Source organism: Stenotrophomonas sp. 109824_Sma (assembly GCF_056480025.1).
The window spans coordinates 83,485-107,278 of sequence record NZ_CM151078.1 but is presented as its reverse complement, the minus strand read 5'-3'; the positions used below and the strand labels follow the sequence as shown (position 1 = coordinate 107,278).

At 68.5% G+C, this 23,794-nt stretch carries 16 protein-coding genes; 13 read left to right on the top strand and 3 right to left on the bottom strand.

The genetic code is table 11. The annotated features are described in order from the left end of the window. Positions 1-26: 26 nt before the first annotated feature. Positions 27-3,713 (top strand): indolepyruvate ferredoxin oxidoreductase family protein, encoded by a 3,687-nt coding sequence (locus tag ACZK1G_RS00440; RefSeq protein ID WP_101764667.1) that lies wholly within the window; start codon positions 27-29, stop codon positions 3,711-3,713. 84 nt (positions 3,714-3,797) lie between these two features. Here ACZK1G_RS00440 and ACZK1G_RS00435 read toward each other — a convergent pair whose 3' ends face one another. Next, on the bottom strand, positions 3,798-4,412 hold the full coding sequence (locus ACZK1G_RS00435) for a DUF938 domain-containing protein (protein ID WP_101764666.1): 615 nt from the start codon (positions 4,410-4,412) through the stop codon (positions 3,798-3,800). Positions 4,413-5,085: 673 nt separating this feature from the next. On the opposite strand from ACZK1G_RS00435, the gene ACZK1G_RS00430 reads away from it, so the two are divergent. Genes ACZK1G_RS00430 through ACZK1G_RS00390 form a run of 9 tightly spaced genes read left to right on the top strand, consistent with a single transcriptional unit; the run spans position 5,086 to position 17,437 of the window. Beyond that, the gene (locus ACZK1G_RS00430) at positions 5,086-6,717 is read left to right on the top strand and encodes a TldD/PmbA family protein (RefSeq protein ID WP_197622185.1); all 1,632 of its coding nucleotides are present in this window, start codon (positions 5,086-5,088) and stop codon (positions 6,715-6,717) included. Positions 6,718-6,747: 30 nt separating this feature from the next. Beyond that, positions 6,748-8,382 carry a TldD/PmbA family protein gene (locus ACZK1G_RS00425; protein WP_049443614.1) on the top strand — a complete coding sequence of 545 codons (1,635 nt, stop codon included), beginning with the start codon at positions 6,748-6,750 and terminating at the stop codon, positions 8,380-8,382. Positions 8,383-8,403: 21 nt separating this feature from the next. Continuing rightward, positions 8,404-9,738 carry a TldD/PmbA family protein gene (locus ACZK1G_RS00420; protein WP_014035492.1) on the top strand — a complete coding sequence of 445 codons (1,335 nt, stop codon included), beginning with the start codon at positions 8,404-8,406 and terminating at the stop codon, positions 9,736-9,738. Further along, on the top strand, positions 9,738-10,445 hold the full coding sequence (locus ACZK1G_RS00415; protein WP_014035491.1) for a DUF4159 domain-containing protein: 708 nt from the start codon (positions 9,738-9,740) through the stop codon (positions 10,443-10,445). The genes ACZK1G_RS00420 and ACZK1G_RS00415 overlap by 1 nt, the downstream gene beginning before the upstream one ends. 16 nt (positions 10,446-10,461) lie before the next feature. Next, the gene (locus tag ACZK1G_RS00410; RefSeq protein WP_075675726.1) at positions 10,462-11,445 is read left to right on the top strand and encodes an AAA family ATPase; all 984 of its coding nucleotides are present in this window, start codon (positions 10,462-10,464) and stop codon (positions 11,443-11,445) included. Positions 11,446-11,452: 7 nt separating this feature from the next. Next, positions 11,453-12,349 carry a DUF58 domain-containing protein gene (locus ACZK1G_RS00405; RefSeq protein ID WP_101764665.1) on the top strand — a complete coding sequence of 299 codons (897 nt, stop codon included), beginning with the start codon at positions 11,453-11,455 and terminating at the stop codon, positions 12,347-12,349. After that, positions 12,346-13,467 (top strand): BatA domain-containing protein, encoded by a 1,122-nt coding sequence (locus ACZK1G_RS00400; RefSeq protein ID WP_101764664.1) that lies wholly within the window; start codon positions 12,346-12,348, stop codon positions 13,465-13,467. The genes ACZK1G_RS00405 and ACZK1G_RS00400 overlap by 4 nt, the downstream gene beginning before the upstream one ends. Then, positions 13,464-15,632 carry a hypothetical protein gene (locus ACZK1G_RS00395; RefSeq protein WP_478447919.1) on the top strand — a complete coding sequence of 723 codons (2,169 nt, stop codon included), beginning with the start codon at positions 13,464-13,466 and terminating at the stop codon, positions 15,630-15,632. Before ACZK1G_RS00400 ends, ACZK1G_RS00395 begins: the two co-directional genes overlap by 4 nt. Then, a complete protein-coding gene (locus tag ACZK1G_RS00390; RefSeq protein WP_101764662.1) occupies positions 15,629-17,437 on the top strand; it encodes a hypothetical protein in 1,809 nt (602 codons plus the stop codon). The genes ACZK1G_RS00395 and ACZK1G_RS00390 overlap by 4 nt, the downstream gene beginning before the upstream one ends. Positions 17,438-17,497: 60 nt before the next feature. On the opposite strand, the gene ACZK1G_RS00385 is transcribed toward ACZK1G_RS00390, so the two are convergent. Both ACZK1G_RS00385 and ACZK1G_RS00380 read right to left on the bottom strand, forming a co-directional pair. After that, positions 17,498-18,172: a hypothetical protein gene (locus tag ACZK1G_RS00385; RefSeq protein WP_197622187.1), complete on the bottom strand. Its 675-nt coding sequence runs from the start codon at positions 18,170-18,172 to the stop codon at positions 17,498-17,500. A gap of 40 nt (positions 18,173-18,212) precedes the next feature. Beyond that, positions 18,213-18,731 carry a hypothetical protein gene (locus ACZK1G_RS00380; RefSeq protein WP_101764660.1) on the bottom strand — a complete coding sequence of 173 codons (519 nt, stop codon included), beginning with the start codon at positions 18,729-18,731 and terminating at the stop codon, positions 18,213-18,215. A gap of 238 nt (positions 18,732-18,969) precedes the next feature. Between ACZK1G_RS00380 and ACZK1G_RS00375 the strand changes: the two genes are divergently transcribed. The 3 genes from ACZK1G_RS00375 to ACZK1G_RS00365 all read left to right on the top strand — a co-directional run bounded on the left by ACZK1G_RS00375 (position 18,970) and on the right by ACZK1G_RS00365 (position 23,777). Beyond that, positions 18,970-20,178 (top strand): hypothetical protein, encoded by a 1,209-nt coding sequence (locus ACZK1G_RS00375; RefSeq protein WP_101764659.1) that lies wholly within the window; start codon positions 18,970-18,972, stop codon positions 20,176-20,178. Positions 20,179-20,271: 93 nt separating this feature from the next. Further along, positions 20,272-22,761 (top strand): DEAD/DEAH box helicase, encoded by a 2,490-nt coding sequence (locus tag ACZK1G_RS00370; RefSeq protein WP_101764658.1) that lies wholly within the window; start codon positions 20,272-20,274, stop codon positions 22,759-22,761. Beyond that, entirely contained in the window at positions 22,758-23,777 is a 1,020-nt protein-coding gene (locus ACZK1G_RS00365) for a ribonuclease H-like domain-containing protein (RefSeq protein ID WP_101764657.1), read from the top strand. Before ACZK1G_RS00370 ends, ACZK1G_RS00365 begins: the two co-directional genes overlap by 4 nt. Positions 23,778-23,794: the final 17 nt, after the last annotated feature.

Sequence of the window (23,794 nt, the reverse complement as noted above, 5' to 3'; positions counted from 1 at the left end):
GCCAGCCGATCCTGACCGGGCCAGCCATGACCAGTACCGCGCAACTCACTTCGCCCTCTTCCGCCGACCTGATCGACCGTGACTACACGCTCGACCACAAGTACACCCGCAACGAGGGGCGGATCTACCTGAGTGGCGTGCAGGCGCTGGTGAAACTGCCGTTGATGCAGCGGCTGCGCGACGCGCACGAAGGCATCGACAGCGCCGGCTTCGTCAGTGGCTACCGTGGCAGCCCGCTGGGCGGCTTCGACCTGGAACTGTGGCGCGCGCGCAAGCACCTGGACGCGGCCAAGGTGAAGTTCACCCCCGGCCTGAACGAGGACCTGGGCGCCACCATGGTGTGGGGCACCCAGCAGACCAACCTGTTCCCCGGCGCCAACGTGCAGGGCGTGTTCGGCATGTGGTACGGCAAGGGCCCGGGCGTGGACCGCTGCGGCGACGTGTTCAAGCACGCCAATGCCGCTGGCACCTCGCGCTACGGCGGCGTGCTGGCGCTGGCCGCCGACGACCATGCCTGCCGCAGTTCAACCCTGCCGCATGGCAGCGAGGATGAGTTCGTCAGCGCGATGATGCCGGTGCTGAATCCGGCCGGCGTGCAGGACATCCTGGACATGGGCCTGCTGGGCTGGGCGATGAGCCGCTACACCGGCCGTTGGGTCGGCTTCAAGACAATCGCCGAAACGGTGGAATCGTCGGCCTCGGTCGAGGTCGACCCGATGGCGCGCCGCATCGTGCTGCCGGAAGACTTCGAAATGCCCTCGGGCGGCCTCAACATCCGCTGGCCGGACCCGCCGCTGGACCAGGAAATGCGCCTGCACCGCTATGCGGTGAAGGCCGCACAGGCATTCGCCCGCGCCAACGGCATCGACAAGGTGGTGATGGACGCGCCGCGTGCGCGGCTGGGCATCGTCACCACCGGCAAGAGCTACCTGGACGTGCTGCAGGCGCTGGAATACCTGGGCCTGGATGAAGCCGCGTGCGCCGACATCGGCATCCGCGTGTACAAGGTCGGCATGACCTGGCCGCTGGAGCCGCAGGGCATCGCGCGCTTCGCGCAGGGCCTGGAAGACATCATCGTGGTGGAGGAGAAGCGTGCCTTCATCGAGCGCCAGATGAAGGAACAGTTCTTCAACTGGCCGGCCAGCTGGGGCCAGCGCCCGTCGATCGTCGGCAAGTACGACGAGAGCGGTGAGTGGATCCTGCCATCCACCGGCGAACTGACCCCGGCCACCATTGCCGGCGTGATCGGCCGCCGCATCCAGAAGTTCTTCAACAACGAGTCGATCGAGCAGCGCCTGCAGTGGATGCAGGAAAAGGAAGCCGAGCTTGCGCTGCCGCGCGCCAGCTTCCCGCGCGTCCCGCACTACTGCTCCGGCTGCCCGCACAACACCTCCACCAACGTGCCGGAAGGCTCGCGCGCGCTGGCCGGCATCGGTTGCCATTACATGGTGACCTGGATGGACCGCAGCACCGACACCTTCACCCACATGGGCGGCGAAGGCGTGACCTGGGCCGGGCAGGCGCCGTTCACCGACACCCCGCACGTGTTCCAGAACCTCGGCGACGGCACCTACTTCCACAGCGGTTCGCTGGCGATCCGCCAGGCAGTCGCGGCCGGCGTCAACATCACCTACAAGATCCTCTACAACGATGCGGTGGCGATGACCGGCGGCCAGCCGGTGGACGGCCCGCTGAGCGTGCCGGACATCGCAAAGCAGATGCGCGCCGAAGGCATCCACACCATCGTGGTGCTGTCGGACAACATCGGCAAGTGGACCGGCAAGCGCGAGCACTTCCCCAGCGATGTCGAGTTCCACGACCGCAGCGAACTGGATGACGTGCAGAAGCGCCTGCGCGAGGTGAAGGGTGTTTCGATCCTGATCTACGAACAGACCTGCGCCACCGAGAAGCGCCGCCGCCGCAAGCGCGGCAAGCTGGAAGACCCGCAGAAGCGGGTGCTGATCAACTCGCTGGTCTGCGAAGGCTGCGGCGACTGCGGCAAGAAGAGCTTCTGCGTGTCGGTACTGCCGAAGGAAACCGAGTTCGGGCGCAAGCGCGAGATCGACCAGTCCAACTGCAACAAGGACTATTCGTGCGTGAACGGCTTCTGCCCGAGCTTCGTCACCGTGCACGGTGGACAGCCGCGCAAGGGCAGCAAGCGCGATGCCTCCACGCTGCTGGACAACCTGCCGGCACCGTCCCTCCGCGGCACGCTTGAGCAGCCCTGGAACATCCTGATCACCGGCGTCGGCGGTACCGGCGTGGTGACCATCGGTGCGCTGCTGGGCATGGCCGGCCACCTGGAAGGCAAGGGCGCGACCGTGCTCGACCAGACCGGCCTGGCACAGAAGGGCGGCGCGGTGACCACGCATATCCGCATTGCCCGTCGCCCTGAAGACATCCACGCCGTGCGCATCGCCGCCGGCGAGGCCGACCTGGTGCTGGGCTGCGACATGGTGGTGGTCAACGATTACTGGGCGCTGTCGAAGGTGCGCGCCGGCCGTTCGCAGGTGGTGCTGAACACCTATGAAGCGATGCCGGGCACCTTCACCACCCGCCCGGACATGCAGTTCCCCGCCGCCGACATCGTGGCCGGTGTGCGCGTGGCACTGGGTGGGCAGGAGCCGCTGCTGCTGGATGCCACCCAGCTGGCCACCGCGCTGCTGGGCGATGCGATCGCCGCCAACCTGTTCATCCTCGGCTACGCGTGGCAACAGGGCCTGGTGCCGCTGTCGTTCGAGTCGCTGATGCGCGCCATCGAGCTCAACGGCGCCGCCGTGGCGATGAACCAGCAGGCCTTCGCCTGGGGCCGCCTGGCCGTGGTCGACCCGCAGGCCGTGCAGCAGGCCGCCGGCCTGGTGCGCAACCGCCACACCGATACCGAATCCACCCCGGGCCCGCTGCATCCGCTGCCGCCGGGCGAGTGGGAGGGCAACGAATGGGGCGCCACTGCGGCGCCGCGCAATACCGGCGACGAACGCGAACTGCGTGGCCTGCCCTCGCACGGTGGCGATGTTGCGTTCCTGCCGCTGGACGACGCCCGCCTGTCGCGCTCGCTGGATGAAATGATCGAGCGCCGCGCCGCGTTCCTGGTCGAGTACCAGGACGCCGCCTACGCCAACCGCTACCGCAGCCTGGTCGAGCGCGTGCGCGCCGCCGAAGCCGACCGCATCGGCGGTTCCACCGCGCTGACCGAGACCGTGGCCCGCTACCTGTTCAAGCTGATGGCCTACAAGGACGAGTACGAAGTGGCCCGCCTGTACACCAGCGGCGACTTCCAGCGCCGTCTGCAGCAGCAGTTCGAAGGCGATTACCAGCTGCGCTTCCACCTGGCGCCGCCGCTGTTCGCCAAGAAGGACGAGCAGGGCCGGTTGCTGAAAAAGGAATACGGTCCGTGGATGTTCAAGGCCTTCGGCCTGCTGGCCAGGCTGAAGTTCCTGCGTGGTGGCCGCTTCGACGTGTTCGGACGCACCGGGGAACGCCGCATGGAGCGCAAGCTGATCGGCGATTACGAAGCCACCGTGCAGGTGCTGCTGGACGGCCTGGATGACGACCGCCTGGCGCTGGCGGTGGAAATCGCCAGCGTGCCCGAGCACATCCGCGGCTTCGGCCACGTCAAGGAAGCGCATTTCGAGCAGGCCAAGGCACGCGAAGCCGCCCTGCTCGCCCAGTGGCGCAATCCAAAGGCGCTGCACATCGTGCAGGTGGCGTAACGCCGCGAAACAGGGAGTGCCGGCCGCTGGCCGGCAGCCATCCTGGCACTCGGTTGCCGGCCAGCGGCCGGCACTACCGGCGGGTCACCCCAGCCGCCACAGCAACAGGCGGTTATTGGCCGGCATCGGCACGTCGCCCAGGCGGGTGAATCCGTGGTCGGCGGCCAGCGCCTGCACCGCTTCGCTATCGCGGATGCCGCTGCGCGGGTCGCGCGCCTTCAGCCAGGCATCGAACTGCGCGTTGCTGTCGCTGGTGTAGCGGCCACCGTAGTTGAACGGGCCGTACACCGCCAACAGCGCACCATGCCGCAGCACCGATGGCAGCGCGGCGAACAGCGCCTGCACGTGCTCCCAGCTCATGATGTGCAGTGTGTTGGCACTGAATGCGGCGTCGAACATGCTGCCTTCCGGCAGGCTCAGGCCGGTCGCCGGCGGCAGCTCCACCTGCAGTGCCACCGGCGGCAGCAGGTTCAGCAGCGCTGCTTCCGCGCGCCAGGCCTCGATGCCCGGCAGATGGTCCGGATGGTCGCTGGGCTGCCAGCGCAGCCACGGCCAACGCTCGGCGAAGAAGGCCGCATGCTGGCCGGTACCACTGCCGATTTCCAGCAGCCGGTGACGGTCGCCCATCCACGGGTCGAGTGCGGCGGCGATCGGTTCGCGGTTGCGCTCGCAGGCTTCTGAATACGGCTTGCTCGACATCAGGACGGTGTCCAGGCGGGGTCGGCCCCATTGTGCATGAGGGGGTGTCTGCAGGGCTTGCAGCCCTGCACCCGCAGGAGCAACGGCAAAGGCCGAAGCAACGTCAAAAGCTGGCATTCCGTGGGATGGCAGGGTGGGTCCGGTTGCGGGGGACGCCGTGAATCCGTCCCTGGAGGCTCGGTCGCGCCATCCATGGCGCTTACGCCCCCGCAACCGGACCCACCCCGCCTTCGACAGTTTTCTGCGGTCTGTTGGACCGGCTCTTGGGGTCAGATCCGTTTTCCGCAGGAAAACGGATCTGACCCCGGATTCATTTCGATATCTGACAGATGTGTCGACCAAGGTCGACACCCACCAACAGCCGCAACGATCTGTCAGAGGTGGGGCGGTGTGGGTGGGCAGGACCGTTGGCGCCATGGATGGCGCCATCGAGCCCCCATGGATGGGTTTACGGCGTGTCCTGCCCACCCACACCGCCCCGCCAACCCACGGAATGCCCGCTGTTGCTGTTGCTCCGGCTCTGAGCAGGTGCAGGGCTGCAAGCCCTGCCGAAACCCTCCCCAACCATGACTGCAGTCACTTGCCCGGACGCGCTGCGCTGGCGAAAGTCAGGCAGTTGACGTGATCGGCTCGGCCTGTTGCCGGCCGCACGCAAGCGAGAGAGAGAAACGCTGTGCAACGACGCGAGTTCCTGGCTTTTTCCGGTCTGGGCCTGGCGGGCCTGCTGCTGCCGCATTCCCGTGCCATCGCCGCCGAGCAACTGCTCGCCCCGGTCGACACCCTCCAGCGCAGGCGCCTGGCGGACGTGGCGCTGGCCACCGCACGCACGGCCAAGGCCAGCTACTGCGATGTGCGCATCGGCCGCTACCTCAACCAATCGGTCATCACCCGCGAGCACCAGGTCGGCAATGTGACCAACCGGGAATCGTCCGGCGTGGGCGTGCGGGTGATCGTCAACGGTGCCTGGGGATTTGCCGCGACCCATCAGCAGACCGAGGCCGCCGTGCGCGCTGCGGTCGAGCAGGCTGCGGCAATCGCCCGTGCCAACGCCAGCATCCAGACCCGGCCGGTGCAGCTGGCGCCGACGCCCTCGGTCGGCGAGGTGCGCTGGCAGACGCCCGTCCGCAGGAACGCGATGGCGGTGCCGATCCAGGACAAGGTCGAGCTGCTGCTGGCACTCAACGCCGCCGCGCTGAATGCGGGTGCCGACTACATCAATTCCACCCTGTTCCTGGTCAACGAACAGAAGTACTTCGCCTCCAGCGACGGCTCGTTCATCGACCAGGACATCCATCGCATCTGGCTGCCGTTCACCGCCACCGCCATCGACAAGGCCAGCGGCAGGTTCCGCACCCGTGCCGGCCTGTCCTCGCCGATGGGCATGGGCTACGAGTTCCTTGATGGCGATGCGCGCGGCAAGGTACACCTGCCCGGTGGCATCACCGCTTACCGCGATTCCTACGACCCGGTCGAGGACGCCATTGCGGCCGCCCGCCACGCGCGCGAGAAACTGAAGGCGCCGTCGGTGAAGCCCGGCAAGTACGACCTGGTGCTGGACCCGTCCAACCTGTTCCTGACCATCCACGAGAACGTCGGCCACCCGCTGGAGCTGGACCGCGTGCTCGGCTACGAAGCCAACTACGCCGGCACCAGCTTCGCCACGCTGGACAAGCGCGATGCGGGTTTCCGCTGGGGCAGCGACATCGTTACCTTCTTCGCCGACAAGACCCAACCCGGCAGCCTCGGTGCAGTCGGCTACGACGACGAAGGCGTCAAGACCCAGCGCTGGGACCTGGTGCGCGACGGCATCCTGGTCGATTACCAGGCCACCCGTGATGAAGCCCACATCCTCGGCCGCGATGCATCGCATGGCTGCAGCTATGCCGATTCCTGGTCCAGCGTGCAGTTCCAGCGCATGGCCAATGTCTCGCTGGCGCCGGGCAAGCAGCCGCTCAGCGTCGAGGACATGATCAAGGACGTGGAGAACGGCATCTACATCCACGGCCGCGGTTCGTATTCGATCGACCAGCAACGCTACAACGCGCAGTTCGGCGGCCAGCTGTACTACCAGATCAAGGACGGAAAGATCGCCGGCATGGTCGAGGATGCGGCCTACCAGATCCGCACGCCGGAATTCTGGAATGCCTGCACCGCCATCTGCGATGAACGCGACTTCCGCCTGGGCGGTTCGTTCTTCGACGGCAAGGGCCAGCCCGGCCAGGTCTCGGCGGTCTCGCACGGTTCGTCCACCACCCGCTTCAACGGCATCAACATCATCAACACCGCGCGCAGTCTCGGCGCTTGAGCCACCCATCCTTCGACATGGAGAGCAGCCTTGCAAAGACGTGACTTCCTGGCCCTGACCGGGCTTACCGCGGGCGGGCTGATCGTGCCCTCCTTCTTCGGCAAGGTGATCGCCGCCGAACAGCTGCAGTCCAGCCTCGACCCGGCGCTGAAGAAGCGCCTGGCCGACGCCGCCCTGCAGGCCGCGCGCAGCGCCGGTGCCACCTACTGCGACGTGCGTATCGGCCGCTATCTGCGGCAGTTCGTGATCACCCGCGAGGACAAGGTGCAGAACGTGGTGAACACCGAGTCCACCGGCGTGGGCATCCGCGTGATCGTCAACGGTGCCTGGGGCTTCGCCGCCACCAATGCGCTGGGCACCGCCGACGTGGCCAAGGCCGCGCAGCAGGCCGCGGCGATCGCCAAGGCCAATGCCGGCGTGCAGACCGCCCCCGTGCAGCTGGCCAAGACGCCGGGCGTGGGTGAGGTGAGCTGGCGCACGCCGATCCGCAAGAATGCGATGGAGGTGCCGATCAAGGACAAGGTCGGCCTGCTGCTGGACGTCAACGCCGCCGCGATGGGCGCCGGTGCCAGCTTCGTCAACTCGATGCTGTTCCTGGTCAACGAGCAGAAGTACTTCGCGTCCACCGATGGTTCCTACATCGACCAGGACGTGCACCGCATCTGGGCACCGATGACGGTCACCGCCATCGACAAGACCAGCGGCAAGTTCCGCACCCGCTCGGGCCTGTCCTCGCCGATGGGCCTGGGCTACGAGTACCTCGATGGCGCCACCGCCGGCAAGGTGGTCAGCCCCAATGGCGTGGTCAACTACAGTTCTTCCTACGACATGAAGGAGGACGCCATCGCCGCCGCCAGGCAGGCGCAGGAGAAGCTGAAGGCACCGTCGGTGAAGCCGGGCAAGTACGACCTGGTGCTCGATCCGTCGCACACCTGGCTGACCATCCACGAGTCGATCGGCCACCCGCTGGAACTGGACCGCGTGCTCGGCTACGAAGCCAACTACGCCGGCACCAGCTTCGCCACCCTGGACAAGCGCGAGCAGCATTTCCAGTACGGCAGCGAGCTGGTCAACATCTTCGCCGACAAGACCCAGCCGGGCAGCCTCGGCGCGGTGGCGTACGACGACGAAGGCGTGAAGTGCAAGCGCTGGGACCTGATCAGCAACGGCAAGCTGGTGGACTACCAGACCATCCGCGACCAGGCCCACATCCTCGGCAAGACCGAGTCCGACGGCTGCTGCTATGCCGACTCGTGGTCCAGCGTGCAGTTCCAGCGCATGGCCAACGTGTCGATGGCACCGGGCAAGAAGCCACTGAGCGTGCCCGACCTGATCAAGGACGTGGAGAACGGCATCTACATCATCGGTGACGGTTCGTTCTCGATCGACCAGCAGCGCTACAACGCGCAGTTCGGCGGCCAGCTGTTCTACGAGATCAAGAACGGCCAGATCACCCGCATGCTGGAAGACGTGGCCTACCAGATCCGCACGCCGGAGTTCTGGAATGCCTGCACCGCCGTGGCCGACGAGCGCGACTACCGCCTGGGCGGTTCGTTCTTCGACGGCAAGGGCCAGCCCGGCCAGGTCTCGGCGGTCTCGCACGGTTCGTCGACCGCGCGCTTCAACGGCATCAACGTCATCAACACCGCACGCAGCCTCGGCTGACCGGTCAGGAGCCCTTACACCATGAGTATCTTCACCGAAGCCCAGGCCAAGGCCATCCTCGACAAGGTCATCGCCCTGTCCAAGGCCGACGAGTGCACCGCCGTGCTGGCCGGCGCGATCAGCGGCAACATCCGTTTCGCGCTGAACAATGTCTCCACCAGCGGCATCGTCGACAACACCGAGCTGGCGGTCACCGTCGCCTTCGGCAAGCGCGTCGGCACTGCCTCGATCAATGAGTTCGACGATGCCGCGCTGGAACGCGTGGTGCGCCGTGCCGAAGACCTGGCGCGCCTGGCCCCGGAAAACCCGGAGTTCATGCCGGCCATCGGCAAGCAGAGCTACCGCGCCAGCCCGACCTTCAGCGAATCCACCGCTGCGATCGATCCGGCGTTCCGCGCCAAGGTTGCCGCCGATTCGATCGCCCCGTGCCGGGGCCACGGCCTGATCGCCGCCGGCTTCCTCGAGGACGGCCAGGGCTTCCAGGCTACCGCCAACAGCAACGGCAACTTCGCCTACCAGCGCACCACCAACTTCGATTACACCTGCACCGTGCGCACCGAAGATGGCCGCGGTTCGGGCTGGGTCGGCCGCAACCTGAAGGATGCCGCCGACTTCAAGGCCGACCAGGACATCCGCATCGCCATGCGCAAGGCCACCGAATCGGCCGAAGCCAAGGCGCTGGAGCCGGGCAAGTACACGGTGATCCTGGAGCCGGCCGCGGCCGCGGGCCTGATCAGCTTCATGATGAACTTCTTCAGCGCACGCTCGGCCGATGAAGGCCGCAGCTTCCTGTCGAAGAAGGGCGGTGGCAACAAGCTGGGCGAGCAGGTCTACGACCCGCGCGTGACCATGATCGCCGACCCGTGGCATCCGGATGCACCGGTGCTGCCGTGGGACAACGAAGGCCTGCCGCGCGAGCGCATGGCCATCATCGAGAACGGCAAGGTCGCCAACCTGGACTACTCGCGCTTCTGGGCGCAGAAGCAGGGCAAGACCGCCAAGGCCTCGCCGGGCAACCTGCTGATGAGCGGTGGCGACAAGAGCACCGCCGAGCTGGTGCGCGGCACCCAGAAGGGCATCCTGGTCACCCGTACCTGGTACATCCGCATGGTCGATCCGCAGACCGTGCTGCTGACCGGCCTGACCCGCGACGGCACCTTCTACATCGAGAACGGCCAGATCAAGCACCCGGTGAAGAACTTCCGCTTCAACGAGTCGCCGGTGATCATGCTCAACAACATCGAAGAGCTGGGCAAGCCGGTGCGCGTGGCCGGTGATGAATCCAGCTACGTGATGATGATCCCGCCGATGAAGCTGCGCGATTTCACCTTCACCTCGCTGTCCGACGCCGTCTGATGGATCGCCGGGCCTGCCTGCGCTGGTTGGCCGCTGCCGCTTCGGCGGCGGCGCTGCCAGCCTGGGCGCAGTCAGGCCCGCGCAGTTCACGCTACGACTTCTGGTTCACCCGGCTGCAGTACGACTCCGGTGACTGGGACGTGGACGCGCGCATGCCGTCCAACCTGATCACCTCGCTGATCGACTACACCTCGCTGCGCGTGGACCCGCAGGAACACGTGGTGGCGCTGGCCGACCCGCGCATGCTGGAAGCGCCGTTCTGCTACCTGGCCGGGCACACGCTGGTGGAGTTCAATGCCGCCGAGCGGCAGAACTTCGTGCGCTACGTGCGCAATGGCGGCTTCGTCTTCGTCGACGACTGCAACCATGATATCGATGGGCTGTTCGCCACCTCGTTCGAGGCACAGATGGGCCGCCTGTTCGGTCCGAAGGCATTGCAGAAGCTGCCCAACAGCCACGCGCTGTACCGCAGTTTCTTCCGCTTCCCGGATGGCCCGCCCGCCACCAGCTTCGAACTCAACGGCTGGGGCGACGACCTGGTGCACGACTACCTGAAGGGCATCGAGGTCGACGGCCGCCTGGGCCTGCTGTACAGCAACAAGGACTACGGCTGCGAGTGGGACTACGACTGGCGCAACAAGCGTTTCCTGGCCGAAGACAACACCCGCTTCGGCGTCAACATCGTGATGTACGCGTTGAACAATTGATAGGACCTGCACGCCCATGACCTCCCCCGACCTCGATTCCCTGTTGCCGCGCCTGGATGCGCTGCGCGCCGCGCTTGCACGCGCAGTGGTGGGCCAGCACACCGTGGTCGAGCAGCTGCTGATCGGCCTGCTCGCCGGCGGCCACTGCCTGCTGGAAGGCGCGCCGGGGCTCGGCAAGACCCTGCTGGTGCGCTCGCTCGGGCAGGCGCTGGAGCTGCAGTTCCGGCGCGTGCAGTTCACCCCGGACCTGATGCCCAGCGACATCCTCGGCACCGAGCTGCTGGAGGAAGACCACGGCACCGGCCATCGCCATTTCCGCTTCCAGCAGGGCCCGATCTTCACCAACCTGCTGCTCGCAGACGAACTCAACCGCACCCCGCCGAAGACCCAGGCCGCGCTGCTGGAAGCGATGCAGGAGCGCACGGTCAGCTACGCCGGCACCACCTACGCATTGCCCGCGCCGTTCTTCGTGCTGGCGACGCAGAACCCGATCGAGCAGGCCGGTACCTACCCGCTGCCGGAGGCACAGCTCGACCGCTTCCTGCTGCACGTGCTGGTGGATTACCCCAGCGAGGACGAGGAACGGCAGATCCTGGAACAGACCACCGGCGGTGCCACCGACGCGGTGCCGAAGGTGATGGATGCCGAAGCGGTGATCGCCCTGCAGGCCGCAGTACGCCAGGTGCATGTCAGCCCGGATGTGCTGGCCTGGATCACCCGCCTGGTGCGCGCCAGCCGTCCAGGCGAAGGCGCACCGGCAGCGATCAACCAGTGGGTGAAGTGGGGCGCGGGCCCGCGCGCCGGGCAGTCGCTGGTGCTGGCGGCGAAAGCACGCGCACTGCTGCAGGGCCGCTTCGCCGCCACCCGCGAGGATGTGCAGGCACTGGCCGCGCCGGTGATGCGTCATCGCCTGCTGCTGTCGTTCGCCGCCGAGGCCGAGCAGAAGCGTGCCGACGACGTAGTCGCCGCCCTGCTGCAGGCCGTGCCGTTCCCGGGTTGAGCCACGCGTGAACGCAGGTGCCCCGCTGACGTTGCCACCGGAACTGCGTGCGCGCCTGCGCATGCTGCGGTTGCGGCCGCGCCTGGCCAGCGGTGCCAGTGGCATCGGCCAGCACGCCAGCCGCAGCCGCGGTGCCGGCCTCGAATTCGCCCAGTACCGGGCCTACGAACCGGGCGACGAGCTGCGTCAGATCGACTGGAAGCTGTACGCACGCTCGGACCGCTTCTTCGTGCGCGAATCCGAACGCGAAAGCCCGATCACGGTCTGGCTGCTGCTCGATGCCACCGCCTCGGCCGGCCAGGCCGATCGCGTGGCACCGCAGCGCACGCGCCTGGACCACATGCGCGGCGTGGCCGCGTGCGTGGTGGAGCTGGCCCTGCAGCAGGGCGACCGTTTCGGCCTGCTGGCGATCAATGGCGATGGACTGCAACTGGTGCCCGCAGCGAACGGCGCACGCCAGCGTGATCGCGTGCATCTGCAACTGCATGCCCTGCAGGCACGCGGTGGCTGGCCTGCGGCCGATCGACTGCGTCCCCTGTGGGAGCGCGTACGCCCGGGCGACCTGCTGCTGGCAGTTGGCGACGGCTTCGACGAAGCCGGCATCGCGCTGCTGGAACAACTGGCCAGCGCGCGCCGCGAAGTGGCGCTGCTGCAGATCCTCACCGCCGACGAGCGCGACTTCCCATTCGACGCCGGCCATCGCTTCCGCGATCCGGAGACCGGCGAGGAACTGCTGGGCGATGGCGCGGCGATCCGCACCGACTACCTGCAGCGCTTCGCTGACGCACGCAGCGCATTGCAGTCGCGCCTGCAGGCCAGCGGCATCGCCAGTGCCACCGGCTGGCTCGACCAGCCGCTGGACCAGGCACTGCAGGCGCTGTTCGGTCGTGGGGGCGGTGCATGAACCTGCTGTTCCCTTTGGGCCTGGCCGCGCTCGCTGCAGGGTTGCTGCCGCTGCTGATCCACCTGGCCCGCCGCCATCCGTACACACCGCTGAATTTCGCCGCGCTGCGCTGGCTGCGCGCACAGATCCGGCCACGCCAGCGCATCCGCTTCGATGACTGGCCATTGCTGCTGGTGCGCCTGCTGTTGCTTGCCGCGCTGGCTTTGCTCCTTGCACGGCCTGCGTTGACCGGGCCTGCACCAGCCCCCACTGCGTGGACGGTCGTTGCTCCAGGGCTGGACGCGACCGCTCTGCGCGGCGTCGCCGACGCGGGCAACTGGCATTGGCTGGCGCCCGGCTTCCCGGCCATTGATCAAGTGCCACCTGCGTCCACGGCCTCCCTGCCCAGCCTGCTGCGCGAACTGGACGCACAACTGCCCGCGGGCACCGCAGTGACCGTGCACGTTCCCGATCCCCTGACCGGCCTGGACGGCGCACGCCTGCAGCTGTCGCGCGAGGTGCAGTGGCGGCCGCAGCCGATGCCGGTCGCTGCGCAACCGCGTGCCGCAACATCGCCGCGCCTGCGCGTGCACAGCGATGCTTCGGCCACCGCCCAGCATTGGTTAAATGCATTGCAGCGCGCGTGGGGCGTGCAGGCGCCGCTCGCTCCTCTGGTGGCGGATGCGCTGCCCGAACGCGGCGAGATCGGCGTATGGAGCCGCGACGGCGCACTGCCGGCGAACTGGCAGGCGTGGCTGCAAGACGGCGGACATGTAGTGACTGCCGGCAAGCCTGCCGCCGAGGCCAGCATCCTGCTGCGCAACACCGAGGGCGCCCCGCTGCTGTGGCGGCAACGCATCGGCCACGGTGTCCTGCTGTCTCTGCCCGGCGACTGGGATGCCTCAGGCAATGCTGCGCTGCGCGATCCGCAGTTGCCGCGTGCCCTGCTGCTGGCCCTGCAACCGCCTCCGCTGCCACGCCTCGGCGATGCACAGGACCAGGCACCCCGCCAGGCAACACTGCCTGCGGCAACGCCGCCGCTGCGCGAGCTCACCCCGTGGCTGCTGCTGGCCATCGTGCTGCTGTTCGCGCTGGAGCGCTGGATGGCCAGCAGTCGCCGACGCAGGGTGGCCGCATGAACACCCTGCAGCACGCCTGGCAACGCGCGCGCCGCCGCCGTGCACTCATCACCCTGCTGCTGGGCCTGCCGTGGGCGCTGGCCGCAACGGCGCTGGCGCTGCGCCTGGCGGGCTTCGACATCGCCTGCGTGGTTGGCACTGTCGGCCTGCTCGCCTGCGCAGCGCTCGCCACGGCACGCTCCCGCCAGCTGGACCAGCTGTGGTTGCAGCGCCAGCTCGATGGCAGCGGCGCCAGCGAGGACAGTGCCGACCTGCTATTCGCCGATGCCGCCATGCTCAATCCGCTGCAGCAGCGTCAGCGCGCGCACGTGCTGGCCGCGCTGGAACGTGCGCTGCCGGAACTGCGTCCGCGCTGGCCGCGTTGGGCATTGGCGCTGTGCTGGATCGCAGGCCCGGCCATCGTTGCGCTGGCAGTCGGCTGGCCACGCTCCAGCCCCGGCTCCGCGCCAGCCCGTGCGTCGGCGCCTGGCAGCACGGCTTCCGCGGGCCCACTGCACCTGCAGTCCACCCGCCTGCGCATCGACGCGCCAGCCTATACCGGCCAGGCCACGCTTACCCAGAACGCACTGGATGCCAAGGTCGCCGCCGACAGCCGGCTGTCGTGGTCGTTGCGCTTCGATCGCGCGCCGGACAAGGCATGGCTGCAGTTCCACGATGGTCGCCGGCTGCCGCTGAACGAACACGACGGCCAGTGGCAGGCACAGGACGTGGCGCGCACGCCGGTGCTGTACCGCGTGGTGAGCGAACCGGCATTGGCCGGAACCCGCCTGCATCGCCTGGACGTGGTCGCCGACCGCGCGCCCAGCGTACGCGTGCTGGAGCCGGCCGCCAGCCTGGTGCTGGGCACGCCCGGGCAACGCCAGTGGTCGCTGCGCTTCGAAGCCAGCGACGACTACGGCGTAGCCGCGCAGGCAACGCTGTCGATCACCACCACCCAGGGCAGCGGTGAGAACATCACCTTCGTGAAACGCAGCGTCACGCTTGCCGGCAGTGGCGAAGCCGCCGCGCGGCGTTTCGCCCACACGCTTGATCTGGCTGCGCTGGGCGCACAACCGGGCAACGATGTCATCGCCCAGCTGGAAGTGCGCGACAACCACGCGCCAACACCGCAGACCGGGCGCAGCAGCAGCGTGATCCTGCGCCTGCCCAGCGCCGAAGTCGCGCTCGGTGCCGAACTGGAAGGCCGCATCAAGAAGACCCTTCCAGCCTACTTCCGCAGCCAGCGGCAGATCATCATCGATGCCGAAGCACTGATCCGGCAGCGTCGCAGCCTCGCCGCCGAGGACTTCGTGAAGCGCAGCGATGCGATCGGTGTCGACCAGCGCATCCTGCGCCTGCGCTATGGCCAGTTCCTGGGCGAGGAGAGCGAGGGCGCACCCAAGCCGCCGCCGACCAGCGACCTGCCCACCAGCGATGCACCGGCTGCAGACAGCCACAACGACGAACACGATCACGATCATGGCGCCGAGGCCGGAGCGCACGACGCGCATGGCCACGATCACGGCGGCAAGACGTCCAATGCCGATGCGCCACCGGTGTTCGGCGGCGCCACCGATGTGCTCTCCGAGTACGGCCACACCCATGACCATGCCGAGGCCGCGACCCTGCTCGACCCGCAGACGCGCGCCACGCTGAAGGCCGCGCTGGACCAGATGTGGTCAGCCGAAGGCGAGCTGCGCCAGGGCCGCCCAGAGCAGGCGCTGCCGTTTGCCTACAAGGCGCTGGCTTTCATCAAGCAGGTGCAGCAGGCCGAACGCATCTACCTGGCGCGGGTCGGGCCGGAGCTGCCACCGATCGATGAGGGCCGCCGGCTGGGCGGCGATCGCGCCGGACTGGCCAGTCGCGAACTACCGCTGGCCGCACGCACACCGCCCGACCCGGCCATCATCGAAGCCTGGCAACGCCTCGGCGATGACACGGCCCCCCCCGATCTCGATGCACTCGCCACCTGGCAGCAGCGCAATGCCGCCTACCTGCCCGATGCACTGGATCTGGCCGCCGCCATCGAACAGCTGCGCATCGAACCCGGTTGCCGCGACTGCCGCCAGCGCCTGCGCGCACAGCTGTGGCGGGCGCTGCAGCGGCCACTGCCGCAGGCGATGCGGCGCAACGCCGCCGATGCGATGGGGCAGCGGTACCTTGATGCGCTGGAGGCGCAGCCATGAACGCCTCCGCCGTGAACCTGTGGATTGCGCTGGCCCTCGCCCTGATCGTGGTCATCGCCAGCGTGCGCCAGCTGCGTGGCAATGCCACGCGCCGTGGCCGCCAGTGGATCGTGATTGGATTGCAGCTGATCGCTGCCACGCTGCTGTACTTCTGCCTGGCCCCCCCCACCCGCCAGCAACCTGCGGTCGGCCTGGTCGTGCTGGGACTCGATGCCGGCAAGGCCGGCGCGCCGCCGACCGGCGCAGGCCCGCTGCTGCTGTTGCCGGAAGCTACCGATGTGCCCGGTGGCCAGCGCGTGCCGGACCTGGCCACCGCGCTGCGCCAGCATCCGGCCTCCACGCTCACCCTGGTCGGTGCCGGCCTGGTTGCGCGTGACCGCGACGCGGTACTGCCACGCGACGTGCGCTGGCAGCCGGCAGCGCCGCCGCGCGGGTGGATCGCACTGCGGACACCCGCCGACACCACACCCGGCGCACGCTTCGACGTGCATGCACAGGCGCACGGCGTCACCAAGGCCAGGGCGGAACTGCTTGACCCCGCCGACAGCGTGGTCGATCGCGTCGACGTTGCCGAGGACGGCCACGTGCAGCTCAGCGGCATCGCCCGTGCCGAAGGCCGCAGCGTGTTCCAGCTGCGCCTGCTCGATGCCGAGGGTCATGTGGTGGACAGCACGCCGGTACCGCAGCAGACCCTGCCGGCGGCACCGCTGCGCCTGCTGGTGCGTGCCAGTGCGCCGGGCCCGGAGCTGAAGTACCTGCGCCGCTGGGCCGCCGATACCGGCATCCGCGTGCAGGTGCAGGCCGATACCGGGGCGGGCGTCAGCGTGGGAGATGGCGCGGTCGCGCTGGATGCAGCGTCACTCGCGCGCAGCGATCTGTTGCTGCTGGACGAGCGCAGCCTGGCCGCATTGAGTGCCGGCCAGCTGGCTGCCGTGCGGCAGGCGTTGCGCGACGGGCTCGGCGTTCTGGTGCGCAGTGCAGGCGCACCTGCAGCCAGCGCGCGCCAGCGCCTGCACGACCTGGGCCTACCGGTGCAAGGCGACGGCAGCAGCCATGCCCTCGAACTTCCCGGCGACGGCGACAGCGCGGTCCTCGCCGCACGGCGTGGCCCACTCGCCGCGGGTACGCTGCCGACCGGCTACGGCGAAGAGGCGGACCGCAGCTCGCACAATGCTCCCCTGCCTGCGCTGGAAGCACTCGCGCTGCAGGCACCGGGCAGCAACGCCCTGCTGCAGGATGGCACGGGCAAGGCGGTCGGCGGCTGGCGCGCTGCCGGCAAGGGCCGCATCGGCCTGCTGCCCATCACCGACAGCTGGCGCTGGGTGCTGGCCGGGCGCGATGACCGCCACGGTGAACTCTGGAGCAGCGTGGTCGCCACGCTGGCGCGTGCGCAGGGCAGCGGTGATGCGCTGTGGTCGACGCAGGCGCTCAGCTGGGCGGGCGAACGGCAGGCGCTGTGCGGCGTGAAGGCGCCACTGCAGGTGTTCAACGCACGCGGCGACAGCGTGCCCCTGATCGTCGACGGCGCGACGTCGGCCCTGCGCTGCGCCGGCTGGTGGCCGCGCGAGGCGGGCTGGCAGCGCCTGCAGCACGGCGACATCACGGTCTGGCGCTATGTGTTCGACCCGAAGGACGCACCTGCACTGCATCGGCAGGCAATGATCGACGCGACCTCGCAGGCGTTGGCCGTCAGCAGGCCGACGAACACGGCGATGATGCAGCCCGTGCCGGGCTCGCGCTGGCCCTGGTGGCTGGCGTTCGCGTTGTGCGCTTCGCTGCTGTGGTGGCTGGAGCGACGGCGCTGAGCCCGGGGTCGGATCCCTTTCGTCCACGAAAGGGCTCTGACCCCATCCGTCATGCGTCCTTCAACGCTTGCCAGCGCGCCGGTACACGCCATTGAAGCGCACGTTCATGCCACCGCACTCGCTGTTGTCGGCCACGACCAGTACATCCCCCAGCGAGTGCACCCGCACCTTGCAGGTGTCTTCAACGAATTCCACATCGGCGCCGCGCGGCGTTGCGCGTGCTTCCACCTGGCCCAGGTTCGGCCCATACGGGCGCTGTTCCGGCGTGGGGTTGGCAGAGGGCCAGTAGGCGTCGCCATCCACATGCAGTTGTCCACCCTGCACGGTGATGCGCAGGCCGTTGTCGCCATCTTTCCAGTGGCCCGTCCAGTCCTGCAGCGTTGGCACGGCCACCGGCAACGGCTGCAGCTTGCTGCGGTCGACCCAGCCGGCGCTGCCGCCCACCTTGTTCGGGAAGAACGCGCAGCGGTAGCGGCCCAGGTCGCGACCGGTCACCACCGTATCGCCGTTGACCACGTAGCTGCGCTGCCGGCAGGCCGGCTCGCCCTTTTCCGGGCAGCCGTCCATATCGCCGAGCAGGTACAGGCGCGGCGCATCGACCACGCGTGCCAGCGCGAACTGGCTCTGTTCGGAGGGGAACGCGCCATTGCGGCAGGCGCCATCACCGGCGATGCCGGAAGCAAAGGCGGACGCTGGCAGCAATGCAGCCAGCAGGCAGAACGAACGCAGGAACATGGCAGCGCCACCGGTTGAGGAACCGGCAGGATATACCGGCCTACTTCACCGCCGGCGGATCACAGCCATCCTGCTGCTGGCAGAAACGCAGCGCACGCTGCTGCTGTTCGGCACTGAGCTCCGGCGGCGGCCGGGCAATGGCGGACTGGATCTGGTCGGGGCCGCCGGTGAGCTTGTTCAGGCCCCGACCCGCCGCCAGCACGCCCTTGACCACGCCCATCATGATGTAGCCGCCGCCCATGCTGACCTGCTCGGGTGACGGTGGCTCGCTCCAGTCGCGGCTGAAACGGTTGTCGCCGAACTTCACCGGGTTCTTGAAGCGGTACAGGTCCAGCGGCTCGTCATCGGGCTTGAGCGCACGCACTTCGCCAAGGGTGGTGACGTTGTCCTGCGGCAAGGCGGTGGAGACCGGTGCGGTGGTTGCAGCCGGCGCATCTGCGGGGGGAACGGGCGCGGGATCACGCGCCGCTGCCGGTGCGGCCTGCTGCGCCTGCGCGAGACCCGCCAGCAGCAGGCCGGCCAGGAGTGCTCCCTGCGTTCCACGTCGTGCCACAGCCATCCGCCCTGTTGGTTGCGTCCAGCGCTCAAGGATACGGATGCCGGCTTCAGATTTCGTTGTGACCTGCGCCGGTGTTCAGCTTCCATCGGCGCCCCCTACGTGGTGACCCCGACCGCGATCTGCAACTACTTGCATTCCCCTTGCAGGCAGAAGAACCCAGTCTGCGGACTGCCCTGCACCCGCTGTCGATGAAGCCCATGCCGCTCCCCTCCCGCCGTCCACGCCACGGGCACCGCTGATGTCGCCGGCGCTGGCGTTGGTCCTGGTGTTCCTGCTGGCCCCGATGGTGCTGATCGCCCGTGCCGAATGGGCGTCGCGCCGCAGGCGGGCCTTTGCCGAGCTGCGCCGGCAGCCACCTTGCCGCGTGCTCAGCGACAACGAAGACGCAGCCCTGGCCGTGGTGCGCGCACTGACCGGCTGCGCCCACGACCATCAGGTCCGCGTGGTATCCGGGGCATTCGGCAATGCCTCGTTGTTCGGCGCGCGCGCGATCAATCATGCCGACCTGGGGGAGATCCCGGTCCTGCTGCCCTTCGATGCCTGGCGCCACATCGCCACCGACAATCACGCCGAGGTGGTACTGGCCGATGGCATGGCCGTGGTCGTGCGTCTGAACGGCTTCCATATCGTCGGCGCACAGCGGCGAGCCGACCGCGCAGCTGCGGTCGAGGAGGCCCCTTTCGAACCCCTCGTCCTGCGGCCCCGGCGACACCGGGTGCATTCGCTGGCACCCAGTGAAGTACTTGGCATGCGAATGGAGAATGCTGCGGAAGTCCGTCTTCGCCGCCACCGCCCCCCACGCTGGACGGGGTTGCTGGTGGCATTGCTGGCCCTCGGAGCAGCGGCCGCCCTGCATGACGACTCGCCGTTCTGGTTGCAGCTGCTGCTGTGCAGTCCGCTGCTCGCGATCGCCGCGCTTGCGCTCTGGTTGTCGCGGCCGCGACGACGCGGGCCGGCGGTGCCGCAGCGTGTCCTGCAGGTCCGCGGCAGGCTCGCCGACTTCGCGCTGCACCCACAGCATCCGCCGTTGTGGCTGATCGGCAGTGACCGCCGCATTGAACTGCCGGCGGAGTGGCTGGGCAGCGGGCACTTCGTCAGCGGCAGATGCGTGCGGCTGGACGTGCGCGAGAGCGACGGCGTCGTACTGGGTGCGGGACCGCATTGGTCCCGCGTGGAGGACCACCACCACTATCCGCCGAGCGGCGCGCTGTGGCCACTGGCCTGGCTGGGGATGATGCTGGTGGTGCTGTTGTTCGGCGGGACAAGCCCGGACCTGATCAGCGATGCGGGCGCCGCGCGTGCGGACGCGTGGCGGCTGTGGTGGCTGCTGGCCCTGGCCATCACGCTGTGGCAGCCCATCGGGTTCCTGCGCAGGACACGGCATGCGCTGCGTCGGACGGCCCGGTACACCGCCGCACTGGCCAATCGGCCGCCGCCAGCGCACTGAACGGTTCACTCCGTCCCATGCCGATGTCTCACATCCTGAGACGTGGATGTGGTGCCATGTGACCCCTCGCAATCCGTCCAGGCTCCACTTTCCATGGCTTACGAACTCGCCAAGCGCACCGCCGATGCCGAGCAGAAGCTCGCCACCCGCGACGGCCTGCCCGCCCGCGACGGCGCCCTGCTCAGCGCGCGACTGCAGCGCCGCTACCAGGACCGCATCACCGGCAGCTTCGCCATTCCCGGCCGCGAGGGCCGCTACGCCCCCATTCCCGACTCGGTGCCACCGGCACTGGCCGCGGCACTGAAGGAACGTGGCATCGAGCAGCTCTACAGCCACCAGGCCGAGGCCTGGGAGGCCAGCCAGCGCGGCGAGCACGTGGCCATCGTCACCCCCACCGCCAGCGGCAAGTCGCTGTGCTACACCCTGCCGGTGGTCAGCGCGGCGATGCAGGACAACGCCAAGGCGCTGTACCTGTTCCCGACCAAGGCGCTGGCGCAGGACCAGGTGGCCGAGCTGCTGGAACTCAACCGTGCCGGCGACCTCGGCGTGAAGGCCTTCACCTTCGATGGCGACACCCCCGGCGATGCGCGGCAGGCGATCCGCCTGCATGGCGACATCGTGGTGTCCAACCCGGACATGCTGCACCAGGCCATCCTGCCGCATCACACCAAGTGGGCGCAGTTCTTCGAGAACCTGCGCTACATCGTCATCGACGAAGTGCACACCTACCGCGGCGTATTCGGCAGCCACGTCACCAACGTGCTGCGCCGGCTCAAGCGCATCTGCGCGTTCTACGGCGTGCAACCGCAGTTCATCCTGTGCTCGGCCACCATCGGCAATCCGCAGGCGCATGCCGAGGCGTTGATCGAGGCACCGGTCACCGCCATCACCGAATCCGGCGCGCCCAGCGGACCGAAACAGGTATTGCTGTGGAACCCGCCGGTGATCAATCCAGACCTGGGCCTGCGCGCCTCGGCACGTTCGCAGAGCAACCGCATCGCGCGCATCGCGATCAAGTCCGGGCTGAAGACCCTGGTGTTCGCGCAGACCCGCTTGATGGTCGAGGTGCTGACCAAGTACCTGAAGGACATCTTCGACCACGACCCGCGCAAACCACCGCGCATCCGCGCCTACCGCGGCGGCTACCTGCCCACCGAACGCCGCGAGACCGAGCGTGCGATGCGCGCCGGCACCATCGACGGCATCGTCAGCACGTCGGCGCTGGAACTGGGCGTGGATATCGGCAGCCTGGACGTGGTCATCCTCAATGGCTACCCCGGCAGCGTGGCCGCCACCTGGCAGCGCTTCGGCCGCGCCGGCCGCCGCCAGCAACCGGCGCTGGGGGTGATGGTGGCCAGCTCGCAGCCGCTGGACCAGTACGTGGTGCGGCATCCGGACTTCTTCGCCGAAGCCTCGCCCGAACACGCGCGCATCGCGCCGGACCAGCCGCTGATCCTGTTCGACCACATCCGCTGCGCGGCGTTCGAGCTGCCGTTCCGGGTCGGCGATGGCTTCGGCCCGATCGACCCGGAAGTGTTCCTGGAGGCGCTGGCCGAAACCGAGGTGATTCACCGCGAAGGCGAGCGCTGGGAATGGATCGCCGACAGCTATCCGGCCAACGCGGTCAGCCTGCGTGCGGTGGCCGACGGCAACTTCGTGGTGGTCGACCGCAGCGACGGCCGCCAGCAGATCATCGCCGAGGTCGATTATTCCGCCGCCGCACTCACCCTGTACGAAGGCGCCATCCACATGGTGCAGTCCACGCCCTACCAGGTGGAAACGCTGGACTGGGACGGCCGCAAGGCCTATGTCACCCGCACCCATGTGGACTACTACACCGACAGCATCGACTTCACCAAGCTCAAGGTGCTGGACCGTTTCGACGGCGGCGTGGCCGGGCGTGGCGATTCGCACCATGGCGAAGTGCACGTGGTACGGCGCGTGGCCGGCTACAAGAAGATCCGCTACTACACCCACGAGAACATCGGCTATGGACCGGTGAACCTGCCCGACCAGGAACTGCACACCACCGCGGTGTGGTGGCAGCTGCCGCAGGCGCTGCTGCTGCGCGCGTTCGCCAGCAGGCAGGATGCACTGGATGGCTTCCTCGGCGCGGCGTATGCGCTGCACATCGTCGCCACCGTGGCGGTGATGGCCGATGCGCGCGACCTGCAGAAGTCGGTCGGCAACGGCGATGGTGCCTGGTTCGCGATTGCCGACCAGAGCGGCCGTGGCCAGCTGCGCGGCAGCAATGGCGACCCGGGCACGGTGGAACTGCTGCAGGAATTCGTGCCGACCGTCTATCTGTACGACAACTTCCCCGGCGGCGTTGGCCTCAGCGAGCCGTTGTGGCAACGCCAGGCCGAACTGGTGCAGCGCGCGCGCGAACTGGTGCAGCGCTGCGACTGCAAGGCCGGTTGCCCGGCCTGTGTCGGCCCGGTGCTGGCCGCACAGGAAGAGGATGAGACCTCGCCGCGTGCGCTGGCGCTGCGCGTGCTGGACCTGTTCGATGCCGAGGCCTGCCAGCACGTACCCGACCTGGTGGTGACCGCACGCGACCCGATGGAGCTGCTGGCCCCGTGAGCCTGAGCCTGGACAAGCTGCGCCTGCTGCGGAAGCAGGCCGGCGACCCGAAAGCAGTCACGCCGGTGGCGCCCGAGCCGCCGCCAGCGACGGCCCCGGTGGCCGCCAACGATGCACAGCAGCCACCGGCCGAGCGTTCGGTGTTCGCCTGGGTCGAGCAGGAGATCCGCCACAAGCCGACCGGCGCTGCTGCGCCTGTGACGGCCGCCGCACCGCTGCGTCGACCGGAAGTGGGCAGCCTGCACCGCCTGCTCGGCCTGCGCTCGCGGGGTGGAGCCGCCCCGGCACGCGCCAGTGCGCAGGATCGCCAGCTTCCCGGTGAGGAAATCGCACCGGGCCTGTTCCTGATCGAATCGCTGCAACCGCAGCCGATCCCGACTGCCCCGCTGTCGCTGGCCTTCGCCAGGCGCGAAGACCAGCACGTGGCTGCGCGCGACCTGCTGTTCTTCGATACCGAAACCACCGGCCTGGCCGGCGGCACCGGCACCCGCGCCTTCATGATCGGCGCCGCCGACTGGCATGTGTGCCCGCAACGCGGCGAAGGCCTGCGCATCCGCCAGTTGCTGATGTCGACGATGGCCGCCGAGGACGCGATGCTGGCCACCTTCGCCCGCTGGCTGCAGCCGTCCACCGTGTTCTGCAGCTACAACGGGCGCAGCTACGATGCGCCGCTGCTGAAGGCGCGCTACCGGCTGGCCCGCCAGCGTTGCCCGATCAGCGCGCTGGATCACGTCGACCTGCTCTATCCGACCCGCCGCCGCTATCGCGGCACGTGGGAGAACTGCAAGCTGTCCACCATCGAGCGCCAGCTGCTGCGCGTGGTACGCGAGGACGACCTGCCTGGCTCCGAAGCCCCGGGCGCATGGCTGCGTTTCCTGCGTGGAGGCGACGCGGTGGACCTGCGCCGGGTCGCCGACCACAACCACCAGGACGTGGTGACCCTGGCCCTGCTGCTGCAGCGGCTGGTGCACGAGGAACAACGCGAACGTGAGACGCTGGCGCTGGTCGGGCAGTAACGGCATGGGGCCGCGTT

Bases quoted from the DNA above. Each gene is read 5' to 3' on its own strand.
- ACZK1G_RS00440 (WP_101764667.1), top strand. From the start codon at position 27: ATGACCAGTACCGCGCAACTCACTTCGCCCTCTTCCGCCGACCTGATC.
- ACZK1G_RS00435 (WP_101764666.1), bottom strand. From the start codon at position 4,412: ATGTCGAGCAAGCCGTATTCAGAAGCCTGCGAGCGCAACCGCGAACCG.
- ACZK1G_RS00420 (WP_014035492.1), top strand. From the start codon at position 8,404: ATGAGTATCTTCACCGAAGCCCAGGCCAAGGCCATCCTCGACAAGGTC.
- ACZK1G_RS00415 (WP_014035491.1), top strand. From the start codon at position 9,738: ATGGATCGCCGGGCCTGCCTGCGCTGGTTGGCCGCTGCCGCTTCGGCG.
- ACZK1G_RS00410 (WP_075675726.1), top strand. From the start codon at position 10,462: ATGACCTCCCCCGACCTCGATTCCCTGTTGCCGCGCCTGGATGCGCTG.
- ACZK1G_RS00400 (WP_101764664.1), top strand. From the start codon at position 12,346: ATGAACCTGCTGTTCCCTTTGGGCCTGGCCGCGCTCGCTGCAGGGTTG.
- ACZK1G_RS00395 (WP_478447919.1), top strand. From the start codon at position 13,464: ATGAACACCCTGCAGCACGCCTGGCAACGCGCGCGCCGCCGCCGTGCA.
- ACZK1G_RS00390 (WP_101764662.1), top strand. From the start codon at position 15,629: ATGAACGCCTCCGCCGTGAACCTGTGGATTGCGCTGGCCCTCGCCCTG.
- ACZK1G_RS00385 (WP_197622187.1), bottom strand. From the start codon at position 18,172: ATGTTCCTGCGTTCGTTCTGCCTGCTGGCTGCATTGCTGCCAGCGTCC.
- ACZK1G_RS00380 (WP_101764660.1), bottom strand. From the start codon at position 18,731: ATGGCTGTGGCACGACGTGGAACGCAGGGAGCACTCCTGGCCGGCCTG.
- ACZK1G_RS00375 (WP_101764659.1), top strand. From the start codon at position 18,970: ATGTCGCCGGCGCTGGCGTTGGTCCTGGTGTTCCTGCTGGCCCCGATG.
- ACZK1G_RS00370 (WP_101764658.1), top strand. From the start codon at position 20,272: ATGGCTTACGAACTCGCCAAGCGCACCGCCGATGCCGAGCAGAAGCTC.